Origin of the sequence: Nocardia sp. NPDC004860 (assembly GCF_040609015.1) — a bacterium.
GTDB lineage: Bacteria > Actinomycetota > Actinomycetes > Mycobacteriales > Mycobacteriaceae > Nocardia.
In genome coordinates this window covers 67,424-82,581 of record NZ_JBEXJI010000027.1, presented here as the reverse complement: position 1 = coordinate 82,581, position 15,158 = coordinate 67,424, and the positions used below count along the sequence as shown (strand labels likewise).

Genomic DNA, 15,158 nt, shown 5'->3' with positions numbered 1-15,158 from the left:
ATCCGGCCCTGCACGCGCGACTGGGCGCACCCGACTACAGCGTGCCGGGATCCGCCTCGGCCACCACCGAAGACCGCGTCGCACAACACTTCTCGCAGCTCGGCGCGGAGCAGGACCTGATCGTGCTGTATTCGGACCGATACACCGTGGATGGGCAGACCGATGGTGTTCGGCCTGCTCGGAATGGCGCTGCTGGTCGCGGCGGCACTGCCGATCGCGGGTATCCGCTACGGCATCGACATGGGCCTGAACTCGCTGGGCGATCGGCCCACCGGGCAGGCGACTCGCCTGGTCCAGAACGACTTCGGCCCCGGCCTGCTCTTCCCCATCCAGATCGTCGCCGCCGGACCCGGTGACACCGCGCTGTCGGCCGACGGCCGCACCGACCGCTGGAACTGGTGGCTGCCGACTCCGCGCCGTCAGCGGAACATAGCCTCCAGCGCGACCACGATGGATTCGACGACTTCGCGGTAGACCTCACGCAGCCGCGCGGCGAAACCCGTTCCGGCCCAATGGTCCAGCGCCGCCATGGAACCCCAGATGGCGATCGCGGCGGCCAGCCGCATCTGCACGTCGTTGCGGTCGCGGCCGGTACGGTCGACGAGCAGGATCCGGAACTGGTCCTCGAGCTCCCGCATCTGCTGCGCCTGCCCGAGTTTCACCTCGGGAATGGTCCGGACATAGCCCATGCGCAGCCGCGTCCGGTACTCGACCTCATCGGTCACGATCTCGTCGATGAGTACGGGGATGAGCGGCCGCGCGGCCGCCAAAAGGTCGAGGGGAGCCAGGGTTTCGCCGCCGCCGACCGTCCGCACGATTTCCAGGAGCTTCGGATCGGTCTCGTCGTAGAGGACCAGATTCTCCTTGGTCCCGAAATACCGGTAGATCGAACTCGGTGACACACCCGCGGCACCCGCCACCCGCTCGACGGTGACCTCCCGATAGCCGTGCTCGTCGAACAGCTCCAGCGCTACCCGCTGGATACGGCCCATGGCCTCGATCTTGCGGCGCTCCCAGAGCGACGGGGTCGACTCAATGGCGGATTCGGACATGTTACTTCCGAGAATAGCGAAGGTCCCCGAGCCATCGGCTCGGGGACCTTCGACTATCGCTTATCGCGTGTCAGCGAATCAGGCGTTGCCCGACAGCTTCTCACGCAGCGCGGCCAGCTGGGCGTCGCTCGCGAGCGAGCCACCGGCCGGCTCGGAGGACGAAGCCGCAGCCTGCGAACCCGACTCCGAGGAGTAGTTCGACGGACCACCGTTGGCAGCCTCGGCGGCGGCGTCGGCGGCCATCTTCTCCATCTGAGCGGTGTGCATCTTGTGGCGACGCTCGGCCTCGGCGTACCGGGTCTCCCACTCCTCACGCTGCTTCTCGAAGCCCTCGAGCCATTCGTTGGTCTCGGAGTCGAAGCCCTCGGGGAAGATGTAGTTGCCCTGGTCGTCGTAGCTGTCGGCCATGCCGTACTTCGACGGGTCGAACTCGGCGGTGTAGTCCTCGTTGGCCTGCTTCAGCGACAGCGAGATCCGGCGACGCTCGAGGTCGATGTCGATGACCTTGACCATGGCGTCGTCGCCGACGGCCACAACCTGGTCCGGGACCTCGACGTGGCGCTCGGCCAGCTCGGAGATGTGCACCAGGCCCTCGATGCCCTCTTCGACGCGCACGAACGCACCGAACGGAACCAGCTTGGTGACCTTGCCCGGGACGATCTGGCCGATCGCGTGGGTGCGGGCGAACTGACGCCACGGGTCTTCCTGGGTCGCCTTGAGCGACAGGGAGACACGCTCGCGGTCCAGGTCGACGTCGAGAACCTCGACGGTGACCTCGTTGCCGACCTCGACAACCTCGGACGGGTGGTCGATGTGCTTCCAGGACAGCTCGGAGACGTGCACCAGACCGTCCACGCCACCCAGGTCCACGAAGGCACCGAAGTTGACGATGGAGGAGACCACACCCTTGCGGACCTGGCCCTTCTGCAGCTGGTGCAGGAACTCGCTGCGGACCTCGGACTGGGTCTGCTCGAGCCAGGCGCGACGCGACAGGACCACGTTGTTGCGGTTCTTGTCGAGCTCGATGATCTTGGCCTCGATCTCCTTGCCGACGTACGGCTGGAGGTCGCGCACGCGACGCATCTCGACCAGCGATGCCGGGAGGAAGCCGCGCAGACCGATGTCCAGGATCAGGCCGCCCTTGACGACCTCGATGACGGTGCCCTTGACGGCCTCGTCCTTCTCCTTGAGCTCCTCGATCGTGCCCCAGGCCCGCTCGTACTGAGCGCGCTTCTTCGACAGGATCAGGCGGCCTTCCTTGTCCTCCTTGGTGAGAACGAGGGCCTCGACCTCATCGCCCACGGAAACGACCTCGGCCGGGTCGACATCGTGCTTGATGGACAGTTCGCGAGACGGGATCACGCCTTCGGTCTTGTAACCGATGTCGAGAAGGACCTCATCGCGATCGACCTTGACGATGGTTCCTTCGACGATGTCGCCGTCGTTGAAGTACTTGATGGTCTTGTCGATGGCGGCGAGGAAGTCCTCGGCAGTGCCGATGTCGTTGACGGCAACCTGCGGCGAGGTGACAGTGGTGGGCATGTGTTGGGAGGCTCCGGACGGATTGTGGTCGGTAGTGGACATGTGGACTTTCGGTATTGCTGCGAACAGCAGGCGTTGGAACTAACGTTGGTCATGCACAGCACACCGCTGCGACGCTGCACAACGCTGCCCTGAAAAGCATGCGGACTCACAGCACGATTATCTGCTCTACGCGGTCTCGAGAAACCGGGTACAGAAGACACTCGCGGAAAACAGCGTACGCGACAGGTGTTGTACCAAGCAAACATGGGTCCCGGCGCGCGGGTCGATAGGGTGAGCCCATGTCCGAAGATCACTCCGTCACCACCGACGATGCCCGGCACGCCGAAGCCAACACCCTGCTCGGGACGGTGGGAGTGACCCGGACCAAGGTCGACTCGCAGTCCAGTCAGCGCGCCAGCCGCAAGTGGTGGGACGCCGACGCCGCGGCCTACCACGAGACCCATGCCGACTTCCTCGGCGTGGACTCCCCCGCCGGCGAATTCGTGTGGTGCCCGGAGGGATTGCACGAGGGTGACTGGCACCTGCTGGGGGACATCGTCGGCAAGCGGATTCTGGAGATCGGCTGCGGGTCGGCCCCCTGCTCGCGCTGGCTCGCCTCGCACGGCGCGCTCCCGATCGGGCTGGACATCTCCCGCGCCATGCTCGACCGCGGTCTCGCCGCCATGGCCGCGGGCGGCCCCCGGGTCCCGCTCATCCAGGCGGGCGCCGAGGAATTGCCCTTCGCCGACGAGTCCTTCGATCTGGCCTGCTCCGCTTTCGGCGCGGTGCCCTTCGTCGCGGACTCCGCTCGGGTGATGCGGGAGGTCCACCGTGTCCTGAAACCGGGTGGCCGCTGGGTCTTCTCGGTGAACCACCCCATGCGCTGGATCTTCGCCGACGACCCGGGCCCCGAGGGTCTGCGCGCCACCATCCCCTATTTCGACCGCACCCCGTACGTCGAACTCGACTCCGACGGCGAACCCACCTACGTCGAACACCACCGCACCATCGGCGACCGCGTCCGCGAAATCGTCGCCGCCGGCCTGATCCTCACCGACATCATCGAACCCGACTGGCCCGAGTGGCTCGACCGCGAGTGGGGCCAGTGGAGCCCCCTCCGCGGCGAAATCTTCCCCGGCACAGCCATTTTCGTCACCGAGAAGCCGCACTGAGGGCGCAGCCGGTCCCGCTCGGCGGGGGCTGTCTTGTCGACGGTTCGAACGTGGTGTCGTGACTATTTCGGTTCGCGCCCAACCTGTTTCAGGGCGAGGCGCAGCGCGAATTCGATTTGGGCGTTGATGCTGCGGAGATCGTCGGCGGCCCACTTGGCGATGGCTTCGTGGACCGCCGGATCGAGCCGGAGCAGCACCTTTTTCGGCTCGCGCTTGACCATCAGGAGTAGAGGGTTCCGGCGTTGACGACGGGTGCGGCGGAGCGGTCGCCGCACAGGACCACCAGCAGGTTGGACACCATTGCCGCCTTGCGCTCCTCATCGAGTTCGACCACGCCCTGGTCGGCCAGTCGGTCCAGGGCCATGCCGACCATACCGACCGCGCCCTCGACGATGCGGCTGCGGGCGGCGACCACCTGGGCGGCCTGCTGGCGGACCAGCATGGCCTGGGCGATCTCCGGCGCGTAGGCGAGGTGGGTGATGCGGGCCTCGATGATCTCGATGCCGGCCAGTTCGGTGCGGGCGCGCAGTTCGGTGGTCAGCTCGCCGGCCACCTCGGACCCGTCGCGCAGGCTGGCGGTGTTCGCGTCGTCGGACTGGTACGGGTGGGTGGTGGCCAGGTGCCGGACCGCGGTCTCGGACTGGGTGCGGACGAAGTCCTCGTAGTCGTCGACGGCGAAGGCGGCCTTGTAGCTGTCGACCACCTGGTACACGACCACGGCCGCGATCTCGACCGGGTTGCCGTCCAGATCGTTGACCTTCAGCTTCTGGGTCTCGAAGTTCCGGACCCGCAGCGAGATGCCGCGGCGGCTGGACAGCGGGGTGACCCAGTGGAAACCGGATTCGCTGACCGAGCCGATGTACTGGCCGAAGAACTGGATCACCTTGGCCTGGTTGGGATTCACCACGATGAACCCGCTCGCCGCCAGCACCGCGGCCAGGAGCGTGACGGCCAGCGCCACACCCAGGACGGCCGACGAACCGCCGTCGCCGCCCCTGGTGTTCAGCGTGTGCGCCTCGACGGCGATCGCGATGATCAGCAGTATCAGAACCCCCAGCATGAGGAATCCGTTCAGCCGGAAGGCTCGACGCAACTCCATGACACTCTCCTAGTATCGAAGTGATATCACGACGATAGCTCGCAGGGGAGCCCGAGCCAAGCCCGGAAATGCGGCTCACCCCGCCACGGACAGGTGTGACGGGACGAGCGGGAGTGGATCCGACGCGGTCAGCGGGGACGAATATTGCGGTTGTTGCGGAACAGGTTTGCCGGGTCGTACTTCGCCTTCAGACCCGCCAGCCGGTCGTAGGTGGCGGCGGCGTATCCCGCCCGGGTCTGCTCCTCATCGGCCCGATCGCCGCCGCCGTAGAGGAAGTTCAGGTTCTGGCCCAGCGTCCAAGGCTGAAGAGACTTCAGCGTGAGCGACAGCCGGTCGTCGATCTGGTCCGCGTTGTCCGGGTTCGGCATGGTCAGAACGCGGGCGATGTACTCGGCGTCGCGGTGGTCCATGGCGATGCCGTTCGGCCCCGGGCGGCCCAGCGCGCCGCCCAGGTGGCGCAGACCGGCGATCACCGGCACCGGCGACTCGGGGCCGGTGGCCTCCAGGAAGGCGTCGGTGGCGTCGGCGGGCAGGTCGGACAGCAGCGCGTTGGTGGCCAGGTAGGGGTGCGGGTGTTCCGGATCCCGGTAGATGGCATGGCTTTCCGTGTACGGCATGGCCCGCAGGTCGTCGGCCATCCGCGCGCCGACCGCGCGCAGCGGGGCGACCAGGCGCTCGCCCTCTTCGGCGGAACCGGTGAACGCGATATTGATGGTCGCGACGTACCGGCCGCGCAGGTGCGGCGGGAATGCCGGAATATCGGGGAAGGTCATCATGGTGATGGCCGAGGTCATCTGCTCGGGCACGTCCCGGGTCCACAGTCGCCACGCTTCCAGTGCGGGCGCGACCAGCGGGGTGTCGAATTGCAGCTGGCCGCCGTACACGGTGGTGATCGGCAGCAGCGCCAGCTCCAGTGCGGTGACCACCCCGAAGTTGCCGCCGGTGCCGAGCACCGCGCCGAACAGCTCGTCGCCGGGCTCCAGCCGGCGCAGCCGGCCGTCGGCGGTGACGATCTCGATGCCGCGCACATGCTCTGCGGCATAACCGAATTCGCGGGCCAGGATGCCGATGCCGCCACCCAGGGTGTAGCCGACCACGCCGACCGAGAGCGAGGAGCCGTTCAGCGGCGCGAGGCCGTGCGCGGCGGCCGCCTCGATCAGGGCTCCGGCCTGGACGCCCGCCGCCACCCGGGCGGTCCGGGCGTCGGCGTCGATGCGGATGTCGGTCATGCGGCGGGTGGTGATGAGCACGCCGCCGTCGGTGGCGACCGACAGGCCGTGGCCGGTGTTCTGCACGGCGACCGGAAGGCCGTGGCGCGCCGCGTATTCCACGGCGGCGCGGACGTCCTCGGCGTGCGCCGCGCCGACGACCACGGCGGGACGGTGGGTGTAAGCGGTTTGGAATCCGGCGATCTCGGCGTCGTAGCCGGAGTCGCCGGGCTGGAAGACGGGGCCGGCGGTGGCGGGCAGTTCGGTGATCACTGTCTTCGTCATGTCACCAACTCTGCTCGGCTCCGATCAAGAACTCCAACAGATAGTTTTTCTCGTAGCTAGAATCAACAGTTATGGAACTTCGTCAGCTGCGGTACTTCGTGACGGTCGCCGAGGAGGCCAACTTCACCCGGGCGGCGGCCCGCCTGCACCTGGCGCAGCCGGGGCTCAGTGCGCAGATCCGGCACCTGGAACGCGAACTGGGACAACCACTGCTGGACCGTTCCAGCCGCTCGGTCACGCTCACCCCGGTCGGCGAGGCGGTGCTGCCGCTGGCCCGGGCGGCCCTGGATCAGGTCGAGCGCATCACCCACACGGTGGACGAATTCACCGGTCTGCTGCGGGGGCACGTGCGGGTCGGGCTGATCTCCGGCGCGGCGGGCGAGGAGATCGACATCGCCCAGGTGCTGGCCGACTTCCATCGCGACCACCCGCAGATCGGCATCTCCCTGACCGAGGACACCTCCGAATCCATGCACGCAGCGGTCCGCCGTGGTGACCTGGATATCGGGGTACTCAGCGTTTCCGGCGACCTGGATCCGGGCATCGGGACCGAAACCGTCTACGACAGTGCCATTGTCGCGGCGGTAGCGGCCGGGGCCGAGGGCTTCGGCGAACGAATCACGCTGGCCGAGCTGTGCACCCATCCCCTGATTTGCCTGCCGAGCGGCACCGGTCTGCGCGGTCTGCTCGACAATGCCTGCGCCGCAGCAGATCTCGTCCCCGATGTGGCGTTCGAAGCCGCCGCTCCCCCACTGCTCATCCGGCTGGCCGCGCACGAGCTGGGCGTGGCCGTCATCCCGCGCGTCCCCGCCGACGAGGCGGCCCAATCAGGGGTGCGCACCCTGGAGATCGATCCGGAGATGCGGGGCCGTTTGGTCCTGGCCTGGAGTACCGAGCGGCCGCTGAGCCCGGCCGCGAAAGTCCTACTCGGACAGCTCCGCATCGCGTTGGCACGCTGGAAGGATCCGGCGCCGATGCTCGTCGAGCCCTAGCGTCACGTCCCGGCCGCGAACACCGCCCGCAGGCCGCGGTCCCGGATCGCCTGGACACCGACCAGCACCAGCAGCACCACACCGGTCACGATGTGCTCGACGGCGTCGCTGCGGTGATTCGGGAAGCTGAACATCAGCACACTGTGCGCGAACAGCGCCCAGACGCCGACCACGAATCCGCCTCCGACAGCGGCGATCACGCAATACCAGGCGGCCCAGCGCTTGCGCAGCGCGGCCACCAGCGCGGGCGTGAACAGCAGCAGTCCCGCGAGCCCGTGCCAGCCGTTGTAGTCCATGCCGAGCACCGGTGTGGCCGGGGCGTGCTCGCCCATGGCGAAGCTGGGTTCGGCGACCCAGCCCGCGATCGCCCAGACGATGTGGACGGCTCCGACCACCAGGACCGCCCATTGCAGGAAACTCCACCGCGCCGATTCGACCGGATGCTCCGCTGCCGCCGTGAACCCCATGTCGCTGCCTCCCACCGTGCGACCGAATGTCTACTACACAATGTAGTTTAGTTTGGCGGCCACCGTAAGTCTCCTCACATAGTTACCTAAACCTCCCAATTGCGATCACAGATAGGGATGTTTAAGGTAGTTTTCGTGACAGATCGTCTGTACTCCGTCGACGAGGTAGCCGAGCGCCTCGGCCTGCACGTCCGCACCGTCCGCGGCTACGTGCGCGACGGGAAGCTACCCGCCACCCGCATCGGCAAGCAGTACCGCATCGCGGCCACCGATCTGGCGGCCTTCACCGGCCTGCCCGAGCCCGGCAGCCCGCGTGAATCGGTTGCCCGGCACCGGCATTCGGAAGCGTCGACCATCATCGAGGTCGACGCCGTGGATCCCGGCACCGCCGACCGGGTCAGCACCCTGCTGACCGGCGCGGCGGCGACCCGGGGACCGGACGGGCAGCCCCTGCGGATCCAGACCTTCCACGACCGCGAACGCGCCCGCCTGAAGGTCATTCTCGTCGGCGGCCTGGGCGATACCGCCCGGCTGCTCGAATACATGGAAGGAGTCCTCGCGTCGTGAACGCGATCTACAAATCCGAGGCCGGCCGCGCCGCCATCCAGGCTCGCTACCGGGATATCTTGCGGCAGTGGCCGGTTCCCGCCGAGCAGCTGCACCTGGCGACCCGCGAGGGCGATACGTTCGTGCTCGCGTCCGGCCCGCAGGACGCCCCGCCGGTGATCCTGCTGCACGGCTCCGGCTCCAACAACTCCGCCTGGCGCGCCGATATCGCCTCCTGGGCCCGGGATTTCCGGGTCTACGCGGTCGACCTGCACGGCGAACCCGGCGGCAGCACCGAATCGCGGCCGGCCCTCGGCTCCGAGGCGCTCGCGCAGTGGCTCGACGATGTCCTTGCGGGCCTTCAGCTTTCGTCCGCGAGCTTCGTCGGCATGTCACTGGGCGGCTGGATCGCGCTGGACTATGCCGTCCGCCGGCCCGACCGCGTCACGAGGTTGGCCCTGCTGTGCCCCGGTGGCATCGGCAAGCAGCGCTTCGGCTGGATCTTCAAGAACCTGGTCGACCACCTGTTCAGCAAGCACGACCTGCGCCGCTCCGCGGCCATTGTCACCGGCCTGAACCTGACCGACCACGCGGAGATCCTGGACGACGTGACCCTCACGTTCACGCACTTCACTCCGCGCACGGGCAAGCTGCCGATCTTCACCGACGACCAGCTGCGCAGCCTCACGATGCCGGTCCTGGTGATCGTCGGCGAAGACGACGCCATGTTCAAGTCGGCCGACACCGCGCGCCGCGCAACGCAATCCATCCCGGATGCGACCACCCTGGTCCTCCCGGGCGTCGGCCACGCCATCCTCGGCCAGACCGCCCCCATCGAGGAGTTCCTGCGGAAATAACACCATCGGGGAGCTGTCACCGCGCGGAATTCTGGTGAACTCCGGCGGGACAGCTCCCCGATCGTGTTGTGCGCCTACAGAATGCGCGACAGGAACGCCTTGGTCCGGTCGTGCTGGGGGTTGGCGAGCACCTCACGCGGGTTGCCCGCCTCGACGACGACACCGCCGTCCATGAAGACCAGCTGATCGGCCACCTCACGGGCGAAGCCCATTTCATGGGTCACCACGATCATGGTCATGCCGGAGGCCGCGAGTTCTCGCATGACGCCGAGGACCTCGCCCACGAGCTCAGGGTCCAGCGCCGAGGTGGGCTCGTCGAAGAGCATGAGCTTGGGGTCCATGGCCAGGGCACGCGCGATGGCCACGCGCTGCTGCTGACCGCCGGAGAGCTGGGCGGGGTAGGCATCGGCCTTGTCCGCCAACCCGACCCGGTCCAGCAGCTCCCGGGCCCGGGCGACCGCGGCGGGCCGCTTGAGCTTCTTGACCCTGGTCGGCGCTTCGATGATGTTCTCCAGCGCCGTGCGGTGCGGGAACAGGTTGAAGTGCTGGAAGACCATGCCGATGTCGCGGCGCTGCTTGGCGGCATCGCGCGGGTGCAGCTCGTAGAGCTTGCCGTTCTTCTCGCGGTAGCCGACCAGATCGCCGTCCACATAGAGCCGTCCGGCATTGATCTGCTCGAGATGGTTGATGCAGCGCAGGAAGGTGGACTTGCCGGAGCCGGAGGGACCGATCAGGCAGAGCACCTCGCCGCGCTTCACCTCCAGCGTGATGCCCTTGAGCACCTTCAGTGCGCCGAAGTTCTTGGCGACCCGGTCGGCGCGCACCATCGGCACGCTCGAAGGCGCCAGCGCGTCCTCGACGAGCGGAATCGGATCCTTGGAGAACGACATCGAGTCCTCGGACATATCAGCGTTCCCCTATCCCGTTCCGCCGGCGACCTGCGCCTGAGCCAAGGCGCGCAACTGCTTTGCCGTCAACTGCCGAGACGAACCCCGCGAGTAGTACCGCTCCAGGTAGTACTGGCCGATCATGAGCACGCTCGTGATGAGCAGGTACCAGGTGGCGGCCACCAGCAGCAGCGGAATCGGCTGGAAGTTGATGCTGTAGATGTCGCGGGCCCGGCCGTAGAGGTCGGTGGTGAGCGGGATGGCCGTCACCAGCGAGGTGGTCTTCAGCATCGAGATCAGCTCGTTGCCGGTGGGCGGGATGATCACCCGCATGGCCTGCGGCAGCACCGTGCGGGTCATGGTCTGCGACCAGGACATGCCCAGCGCCACCGACGCCTCGCGCTGCCCCTCGCCCACGGAATTGATCCCGGCGCGCACGATTTCGGCCATATAGGCCGCCTCGTTGAGACCCAGGCCGATCATGGCGAAGAAGAACGGCGCGGACCAGTGCTGCACATCGAAGTGCGTCAGCGACGGCCCGAACGGCACACCCACGGTCACGGTCTTGTACAGCGACGGGAACAGACCCCAGAACACCAGCTGCACATAGACCGGCGTACCGCGGAAGATCCACAGGTACGCCCACGCCACCGAGCGCAGCACCGGATTGGGCGACAGCCGCATGACCGCCAGCAACACGCCCAGCACCACACCGATCACCATGGCCAGCACGGTCAGTTCCAGAGTGACCAACGCGCCCTTGGCGATTCGCTTGTCACCCAGGTACTTGAAGTAGGTGTCCCAGTGGTACGCCTCGTTGGTCTTGGCACCCCACACGAACAGGGCCAGGGCAATCAGAATGATCGCGGCGGCGATCCACCGGCCCGGCCGTCGCAGCGGAATCGCTTTGATCGGCTCGGGCTCGGTGCTCGCGACCGCCGACGCAGCCGAGGCTGCGGAATTGGTCTCGTCCTGCGACATCGTTCTTCAGCTCGTCGCCCCGTTGATGCCCGACTTGGTGATCGCGCCCTCCTGGACACCCCAGTTCTCGGCGATCTTCTTGTACTGCCCGTTGTCCATCAGGTACTGCACGGCTTCCTGCAGCACCGGCGCGAGCGGCGAGCTCTTCTTGACCGGCCAGCCGTAGGGCGCGGAGTCGAAGATCTTGCCGGCCGCCTCGATCTTGTCGCTGGCCTGCTTGATGGCGTACGCGGTCACCGGGGAGTCGGCGGACATGGCGTCGACCTGACCCTGTACCAGCGCGTTGGCGGCGGCGGACTGCTCGTCGTAGGCGACCTTCTGGATCTCCGGCTTGCCCGCATCGGTGCAGGCCTTGGACTTGGCCGGGATCTCGTCGGTGTCCTGAACGGTGGTGCGCTGCACCGCGACTCGCTTGCCGCAGGCATTGTTCGGGTCGACCGGCTTGCCCTTCTGCTGGGCCCACTGGCTGCCCGCGGAGAAGTAGTCGACGAAGTCGGCGGTGGCCTCGCGCTCCTTGTTGTCGGTGAACGAGGACATGCCGAGATTGAAGGTGCCCGCCTCGATGGAGGGGATGATCTTCTCGAAGTCGGCTTCCTTGTAGTCGGCCGACAGGCCCAGCACCTTGGCGACCGCGTCCATCAGGTCGACGTCGAAGCCGACGATCTTGCCGCTGCTCGGATCCCGGTACTCGTTGGGCTGGTAGGGCACGTTCACACCGACGGTCAGCTTGCCGGAGGACTTGATGTCGGCGGGCACCTTGGCGGCGATGGTGTCGACCTTGGTCACCTCGACCTTGGCCACCTCGGGGCCGCTGGACTCGGAATTGCTGGTACACGCGGTCAGTGCGAGGGCGCCGCCGGCGACGACGACAGCGGCCCGCAGGACACGCCCGCGAAGAGAGTTACGAACAGACACAGCAGTCCTCCACAGTTCGGGTGCGCGACATCCGGGCGTCGCTCGCCGTTTGAAATGTAAGCGAGTGACACCGTCCGTGTCGGTCGGTAACCGAACATTAATCGGCGACACGCCATCGCGTGGCCGAACACGCCCGGTCCCGGAAGTGCGCGCTCACCAGCGGTGCAGCCGGGCGCGCACCTGCTCGGTGAATTCGGAGGTAGAGGCTAGCCCACCCAAATCGGACGTCGCAACACCGGCTCGCAACGTCTCCGCAACCGCGTGTTCCACCCGGTCGCCCACCCGCCGCAGGGCGCTGTAGCGCGGGGTCCGGCTCATCCACCGCAACATGCCCGCGGCGGAGTTGAACAGCGCCACCGGATTCGCGCGATTGTGCCCGGCCAGCGTGGGGGCCGCGCCGTGCACGGCCTGCGCCATGATCTGCGTGTCCGAACAGTTCACCGACGCCGCCATGCCGAGCGAACCGCTCAACTCCCCCGCCAGATCGGAAAGGATGTCGCCGAAGAGGTTTTCGGTGACGATCACGTCGTAGTCCTGGGGCGCGCGGACCAGATGCGCGGCCGCCGCGTCGACGTGCTCGTCGCCGACCTCGATGTCGGGATACTGCGCAGCCACCTCGTAGCAGACGTCGCGGAACATGCCCATGGTCATGGGCAGCACGTTCGCCTTGTGCACGATGGTCACCTTCTTGGAGCGCTCGCCCGCGATCTCGAAACTCAGGTGCGCGATCCGCTCGATCGCCGGGCGGGTGAACACGCCGACGGCCAGCGCCACATCCGGCGACGGCTGGAATTCGCCGGAGCCCGCGGCCATATTGCGGTCGGCGTAGAGGCCCTCGGTGTTCTCGCGCAGGATCAGCAGATCCATGTCCGGGGCGACCGAGCGGACGCCCTCGAGGGTGCGGGCCGGGCGGATATTGGCGTAGAGCCCGAAGCGTTTCCGCACCGCGCCCGCCGGCGGCAGGCCGGTGCGGTGTTCGGGCGCATAGGAGGCGCTGTCGTGCGGGCCCATGATCCAGGCATCCAGTTCGGCCAGCCCATCGAGGGTCTGCGCGGGTACCGGGTTGCCGTACTGCTCGATCGCCGCGTGTCCCAGCGGCAGCGTCACCCATTCCACCGGCGGCAGACCCGTGGCCAGGAAGGCGTCGTCGACCACATCCCGGGTGGCGCGCACGATTTCCGGGCCGATGCCGTCGCCCTCCAACAGGCCCAGGCGTACTCGAGTGTCGCTGTCGCTCATGGGAGCCATCCTCGCGCAACCCCCGCGCCGGTGACGCTCCGGCACACGGCCGCGCATGTTTCGAGATCTCGGCGTAGGTTCGGGACACCATGGTGCAATCGGTGGAACTGGTGCTCGACGTGACGGCCGAGGCCGAGGTGCGGCGGCAGTGGGCGCTGCTGCGCGAAATCGGATTGCGCGCGCCCGGGCCCGAGCACCGGCCGCACATCAGCCTCGCGGTCGCCTCCGAGATCTGGCCGCGACTCGATAAAGTCTTGGCGCGCCAGGAGTTTCGGCCCTTTCCGATCCGGCTGGGCGGACTGCTGGTGTTCGGCGCACGCACGCCCATTCTGGTCCGGGCCGTGGTGCCCTCCGCAGCACTGATCACCCTGCAGCACAGGCTGTTCCGTGTCATCGAGGAGTGCCCGGGCATTCCCGCCAACGTGCGCCCGGACGTCTGGACGCCGCACGTCACGCTCGCGCGGCGGCTGCGGCCGGGACAACTCGAGGCGGCGCTCGACGCGGTGGCCTGGGACAAGGACTTCCGGGCTACCGTAGAGGGCATCCGGCGATGGGACGGTGACCGGCGTGAGGAGTGGCCCATCTCCGGGACCGAACGACTCTGAACGACCGACCGGCCGATCACCCAGGGAAGATAACCAGTGGGCCCCGTGTTGGACCGGGGGACATCGATACGAGAGGAAACCATGGCCACCCAGACCCTGACCGAGCAGAACTTCGACGAGGTAGTCACCGGCAACGACGTCGTTCTCGTCGACTTCTGGGCCTCGTGGTGCGGCCCGTGCCGCAGCTTCGCCCCGACCTTCGAGAAGTCGTCGGAGACGCATCCCGACGTGGTGCACGGCAAGGTGGACACCGAAGACCAGCAGGGCCTGGCCGCCGCCGCCAATATCCGCTCGATCCCGACCATCATGGCCTTCCGCGAGGGCGTGCTCGTCTTCGCCCAGCCCGGCGCGCTGCCCCCGGCCGCCCTCGAGGACCTGGTCACCCAGGTGAAGGCCCTCGACATGGACGAGGTCCGCAAGCAGATCGCCGAGCAAGAGTCGAAGTAGGCCCGCGCACCCCGCGAACTCAGCGCCGCAACCCCGGAAGGAGTTGCGGCGCTTGTCTTTTCAGCAGACATCTCACGGCTTTTCAGCGGACATCTCACGCAATCCGGCCCCGCTGCCTCAGCAGCGGGGCCGGATTCCTGCTTCGCTCAGAAGTGCGAACCGAGCCGGTTGATGCCGGCGATCATGGCGCGGATAGTGGATTCGGCCGGATCGTCGGCGAGGGCGGCGCCCCAGCCGCGGCGGCCGTTGAACTCGCACTGGACGAAGGTGGCCATGCCGTCCGCGGTGCGGCGCTGGTGGAACGCGAGGATCTCCACCGGGTAGCCCTCGTCGTAGAGAGCCGAGGTCAGCGCCGCCACCGGGCTGCCCGTCGCCACGACGGTGCGCAGGTGATCGGCGATTTCCAGGGTGGCCGTGCCGGCGCGGTGGCCGATCGGGGTCCAGTCGCTGAGCTTGACCGGGCCCGTCGGGGCGCAGTATCGGTCGTGGAACTCGGCGGGGGTCAGGCCGATGCACTCGCTCCGCAGACTCGCGGGGGCAGCGGCGTTGAACGTGGCGGTATCAATGGTGATGGTCATTGAACTAGGTCTTCCCGACTTCTTCCGAAGAAAGTGACAGAGGGGACCAGCAAGAAAAGTTCATTCGGCCGCAGCGAGGGGCCGGTCCGAGTCAGACCCCGCTACGGCGGAGAACTACGAGTACGCGCGCGCCAGCCACACTCGCGGTGAGCGAAATGAGCGCGGCGCGGTCGCGGTCGGCGACTTCGAGCGCTGCGCTGCGGCTGTAGGCGGGATTCGGCACGAGGTCGAGCATAGGGGGGCATCCTCGCAATGGCAACCATATTCGCAATCGACCCACGAGTAACTTCGCCGCAGGTCACCG

Annotated in this window: 19 protein-coding genes; 7 read left to right on the top strand and 12 right to left on the bottom strand. The window is 67.4% G+C overall.

Annotated features, from left to right (window positions below; translation table 11 throughout):
- Positions 1 to 150 precede the first annotated feature (150 nt).
- On the top strand, positions 151 to 474 hold the full coding sequence (locus ABZV44_RS35155; RefSeq protein WP_354846135.1) for a hypothetical protein: 324 nt from the start codon (positions 151 to 153) through the stop codon (positions 472 to 474).
- Here ABZV44_RS35155 and ABZV44_RS35150 read toward each other — a convergent pair.
- Both ABZV44_RS35150 and rpsA read right to left on the bottom strand, forming a co-directional pair.
- The gene (locus ABZV44_RS35150) at positions 420 to 1,052 is read right to left on the bottom strand and encodes a helix-turn-helix domain-containing protein (RefSeq protein ID WP_354846132.1); all 633 of its coding nucleotides are present in this window, start codon (positions 1,050 to 1,052) and stop codon (positions 420 to 422) included. The genes ABZV44_RS35155 and ABZV44_RS35150 overlap by 55 nt on opposite strands.
- A gap of 78 nt (positions 1,053 to 1,130) precedes the next feature.
- The gene (gene rpsA, locus ABZV44_RS35145; protein WP_040856871.1) at positions 1,131 to 2,594 is read right to left on the bottom strand and encodes a 30S ribosomal protein S1; all 1,464 of its coding nucleotides are present in this window, start codon (positions 2,592 to 2,594) and stop codon (positions 1,131 to 1,133) included.
- A gap of 281 nt (positions 2,595 to 2,875) precedes the next feature.
- Between rpsA and ABZV44_RS35140 the strand changes: the two genes are divergently transcribed.
- Complete coding sequence (locus ABZV44_RS35140) at positions 2,876 to 3,748, top strand: class I SAM-dependent methyltransferase (RefSeq protein WP_354846129.1); 873 nt, start codon at positions 2,876 to 2,878, stop codon at positions 3,746 to 3,748.
- Between the two features lie 62 nt (positions 3,749 to 3,810).
- Here the strand turns inward: ABZV44_RS35140 and ABZV44_RS35135 are convergent, their stop codons facing one another.
- The 3 genes from ABZV44_RS35135 to ABZV44_RS35125 form a co-directional block, all read right to left on the bottom strand.
- Complete coding sequence (locus ABZV44_RS35135; RefSeq protein WP_196054659.1) at positions 3,811 to 3,969, bottom strand: hypothetical protein; 159 nt, start codon at positions 3,967 to 3,969, stop codon at positions 3,811 to 3,813.
- The gene (locus tag ABZV44_RS35130; RefSeq protein ID WP_354846126.1) at positions 3,969 to 4,847 is read right to left on the bottom strand and encodes an SPFH domain-containing protein; all 879 of its coding nucleotides are present in this window, start codon (positions 4,845 to 4,847) and stop codon (positions 3,969 to 3,971) included. Before ABZV44_RS35130 ends, ABZV44_RS35135 begins: the two co-directional genes overlap by 1 nt.
- Before the next feature lie 128 nt (positions 4,848 to 4,975).
- Complete coding sequence (locus ABZV44_RS35125; protein ID WP_354846123.1) at positions 4,976 to 6,340, bottom strand: FAD-binding oxidoreductase; 1,365 nt, start codon at positions 6,338 to 6,340, stop codon at positions 4,976 to 4,978.
- A 71-nt stretch (positions 6,341 to 6,411) separates the two neighbouring features.
- Here ABZV44_RS35125 and ABZV44_RS35120 point away from each other — a divergent pair, with 71 nt between their 5' ends.
- Positions 6,412 to 7,332 carry a LysR family transcriptional regulator gene (locus tag ABZV44_RS35120; protein WP_354846120.1) on the top strand — a complete coding sequence of 307 codons (921 nt, stop codon included), beginning with the start codon at positions 6,412 to 6,414 and terminating at the stop codon, positions 7,330 to 7,332.
- Between the two features lie 2 nt (positions 7,333 to 7,334).
- Here ABZV44_RS35120 and ABZV44_RS35115 read toward each other — a convergent pair whose 3' ends face one another.
- Complete coding sequence (locus ABZV44_RS35115; RefSeq protein ID WP_354846117.1) at positions 7,335 to 7,799, bottom strand: DUF4383 domain-containing protein; 465 nt, start codon at positions 7,797 to 7,799, stop codon at positions 7,335 to 7,337.
- Between the two features lie 135 nt (positions 7,800 to 7,934).
- Between ABZV44_RS35115 and ABZV44_RS35110 the strand changes: the two genes are divergently transcribed.
- Positions 7,935 to 8,366 carry a helix-turn-helix domain-containing protein gene (locus tag ABZV44_RS35110; RefSeq protein ID WP_354846114.1) on the top strand — a complete coding sequence of 144 codons (432 nt, stop codon included), beginning with the start codon at positions 7,935 to 7,937 and terminating at the stop codon, positions 8,364 to 8,366.
- Positions 8,363 to 9,202 (top strand): alpha/beta fold hydrolase, encoded by an 840-nt coding sequence (locus ABZV44_RS35105; protein WP_354846111.1) that lies wholly within the window; start codon positions 8,363 to 8,365, stop codon positions 9,200 to 9,202. Before ABZV44_RS35110 ends, ABZV44_RS35105 begins: the two co-directional genes overlap by 4 nt.
- A gap of 74 nt (positions 9,203 to 9,276) precedes the next feature.
- Here the strand turns inward: ABZV44_RS35105 and ABZV44_RS35100 are convergent, their stop codons facing one another.
- The 4 genes from ABZV44_RS35100 to ABZV44_RS35085 form a co-directional block, all read right to left on the bottom strand.
- On the bottom strand, positions 9,277 to 10,029 hold the full coding sequence (locus ABZV44_RS35100; protein WP_354846231.1) for an amino acid ABC transporter ATP-binding protein: 753 nt from the start codon (positions 10,027 to 10,029) through the stop codon (positions 9,277 to 9,279).
- Between the two features lie 90 nt (positions 10,030 to 10,119).
- Positions 10,120 to 11,070, bottom strand: a complete 951-nt coding sequence (locus ABZV44_RS35095; RefSeq protein ID WP_354846108.1) for an amino acid ABC transporter permease — start codon at positions 11,068 to 11,070, stop codon at positions 10,120 to 10,122.
- A 6-nt stretch (positions 11,071 to 11,076) separates the two neighbouring features.
- Positions 11,077 to 11,985, bottom strand: coding sequence for an ABC transporter substrate-binding protein (locus ABZV44_RS35090; RefSeq protein ID WP_354846105.1), 909 nt, complete (start codon positions 11,983 to 11,985; stop codon positions 11,077 to 11,079).
- Between the two features lie 153 nt (positions 11,986 to 12,138).
- Positions 12,139 to 13,224, bottom strand: a complete 1,086-nt coding sequence (locus tag ABZV44_RS35085; protein ID WP_354846103.1) for an isocitrate/isopropylmalate family dehydrogenase — start codon at positions 13,222 to 13,224, stop codon at positions 12,139 to 12,141.
- 89 nt (positions 13,225 to 13,313) lie between these two features.
- On the opposite strand from ABZV44_RS35085, the gene ABZV44_RS35080 reads away from it, so the two are divergent.
- Positions 13,314 to 13,829, top strand: coding sequence for a 2'-5' RNA ligase family protein (locus ABZV44_RS35080; RefSeq protein WP_354846101.1), 516 nt, complete (start codon positions 13,314 to 13,316; stop codon positions 13,827 to 13,829).
- Between the two features lie 81 nt (positions 13,830 to 13,910).
- A complete protein-coding gene (trxA, locus tag ABZV44_RS35075) occupies positions 13,911 to 14,276 on the top strand; it encodes a thioredoxin (protein WP_120739276.1) in 366 nt (121 codons plus the stop codon).
- A gap of 146 nt (positions 14,277 to 14,422) precedes the next feature.
- Here trxA and ABZV44_RS35070 read toward each other — a convergent pair whose 3' ends face one another.
- Positions 14,423 to 14,854 carry a 2-keto-3-deoxygluconate kinase gene (locus ABZV44_RS35070; protein WP_354846098.1) on the bottom strand — a complete coding sequence of 144 codons (432 nt, stop codon included), beginning with the start codon at positions 14,852 to 14,854 and terminating at the stop codon, positions 14,423 to 14,425.
- A 91-nt stretch (positions 14,855 to 14,945) separates the two neighbouring features.
- Positions 14,946 to 15,089 (bottom strand): hypothetical protein, encoded by a 144-nt coding sequence (locus tag ABZV44_RS35065; protein WP_354846095.1) that lies wholly within the window; start codon positions 15,087 to 15,089, stop codon positions 14,946 to 14,948.
- Positions 15,090 to 15,158: the final 69 nt, after the last annotated feature.

Coding starts and splice junctions, on each gene's coding strand:
- ABZV44_RS35095 (WP_354846108.1), bottom strand. CDS start 11,070: ATGTCGCAGGACGAGACCAATTCCGCAGCCTCGGCTGCGTCGGCGGTC.
- ABZV44_RS35070 (WP_354846098.1), bottom strand. CDS start 14,854: ATGACCATCACCATTGATACCGCCACGTTCAACGCCGCTGCCCCCGCG.
- ABZV44_RS35135 (WP_196054659.1), bottom strand. CDS start 3,969: ATGGTCAAGCGCGAGCCGAAAAAGGTGCTGCTCCGGCTCGATCCGGCG.
- ABZV44_RS35140 (WP_354846129.1), top strand. CDS start 2,876: ATGTCCGAAGATCACTCCGTCACCACCGACGATGCCCGGCACGCCGAA.
- ABZV44_RS35080 (WP_354846101.1), top strand. CDS start 13,314: ATGGTGCAATCGGTGGAACTGGTGCTCGACGTGACGGCCGAGGCCGAG.
- ABZV44_RS35085 (WP_354846103.1), bottom strand. CDS start 13,224: ATGAGCGACAGCGACACTCGAGTACGCCTGGGCCTGTTGGAGGGCGAC.
- rpsA (WP_040856871.1), bottom strand. CDS start 2,594: ATGCCCACCACTGTCACCTCGCCGCAGGTTGCCGTCAACGACATCGGC.
- ABZV44_RS35155 (WP_354846135.1), top strand. CDS start 151: ATGGGCAGACCGATGGTGTTCGGCCTGCTCGGAATGGCGCTGCTGGTC.
- ABZV44_RS35130 (WP_354846126.1), bottom strand. CDS start 4,847: ATGGAGTTGCGTCGAGCCTTCCGGCTGAACGGATTCCTCATGCTGGGG.
- ABZV44_RS35120 (WP_354846120.1), top strand. CDS start 6,412: ATGGAACTTCGTCAGCTGCGGTACTTCGTGACGGTCGCCGAGGAGGCC.
- ABZV44_RS35100 (WP_354846231.1), bottom strand. CDS start 10,029: ATGGTGCGCGCCGACCGGGTCGCCAAGAACTTCGGCGCACTGAAGGTG.
- ABZV44_RS35115 (WP_354846117.1), bottom strand. CDS start 7,799: ATGGGGTTCACGGCGGCAGCGGAGCATCCGGTCGAATCGGCGCGGTGG.
- ABZV44_RS35150 (WP_354846132.1), bottom strand. CDS start 1,052: ATGTCCGAATCCGCCATTGAGTCGACCCCGTCGCTCTGGGAGCGCCGC.
- ABZV44_RS35125 (WP_354846123.1), bottom strand. CDS start 6,340: ATGACGAAGACAGTGATCACCGAACTGCCCGCCACCGCCGGCCCCGTC.
- trxA (WP_120739276.1), top strand. CDS start 13,911: ATGGCCACCCAGACCCTGACCGAGCAGAACTTCGACGAGGTAGTCACC.
- ABZV44_RS35065 (WP_354846095.1), bottom strand. CDS start 15,089: ATGCTCGACCTCGTGCCGAATCCCGCCTACAGCCGCAGCGCAGCGCTC.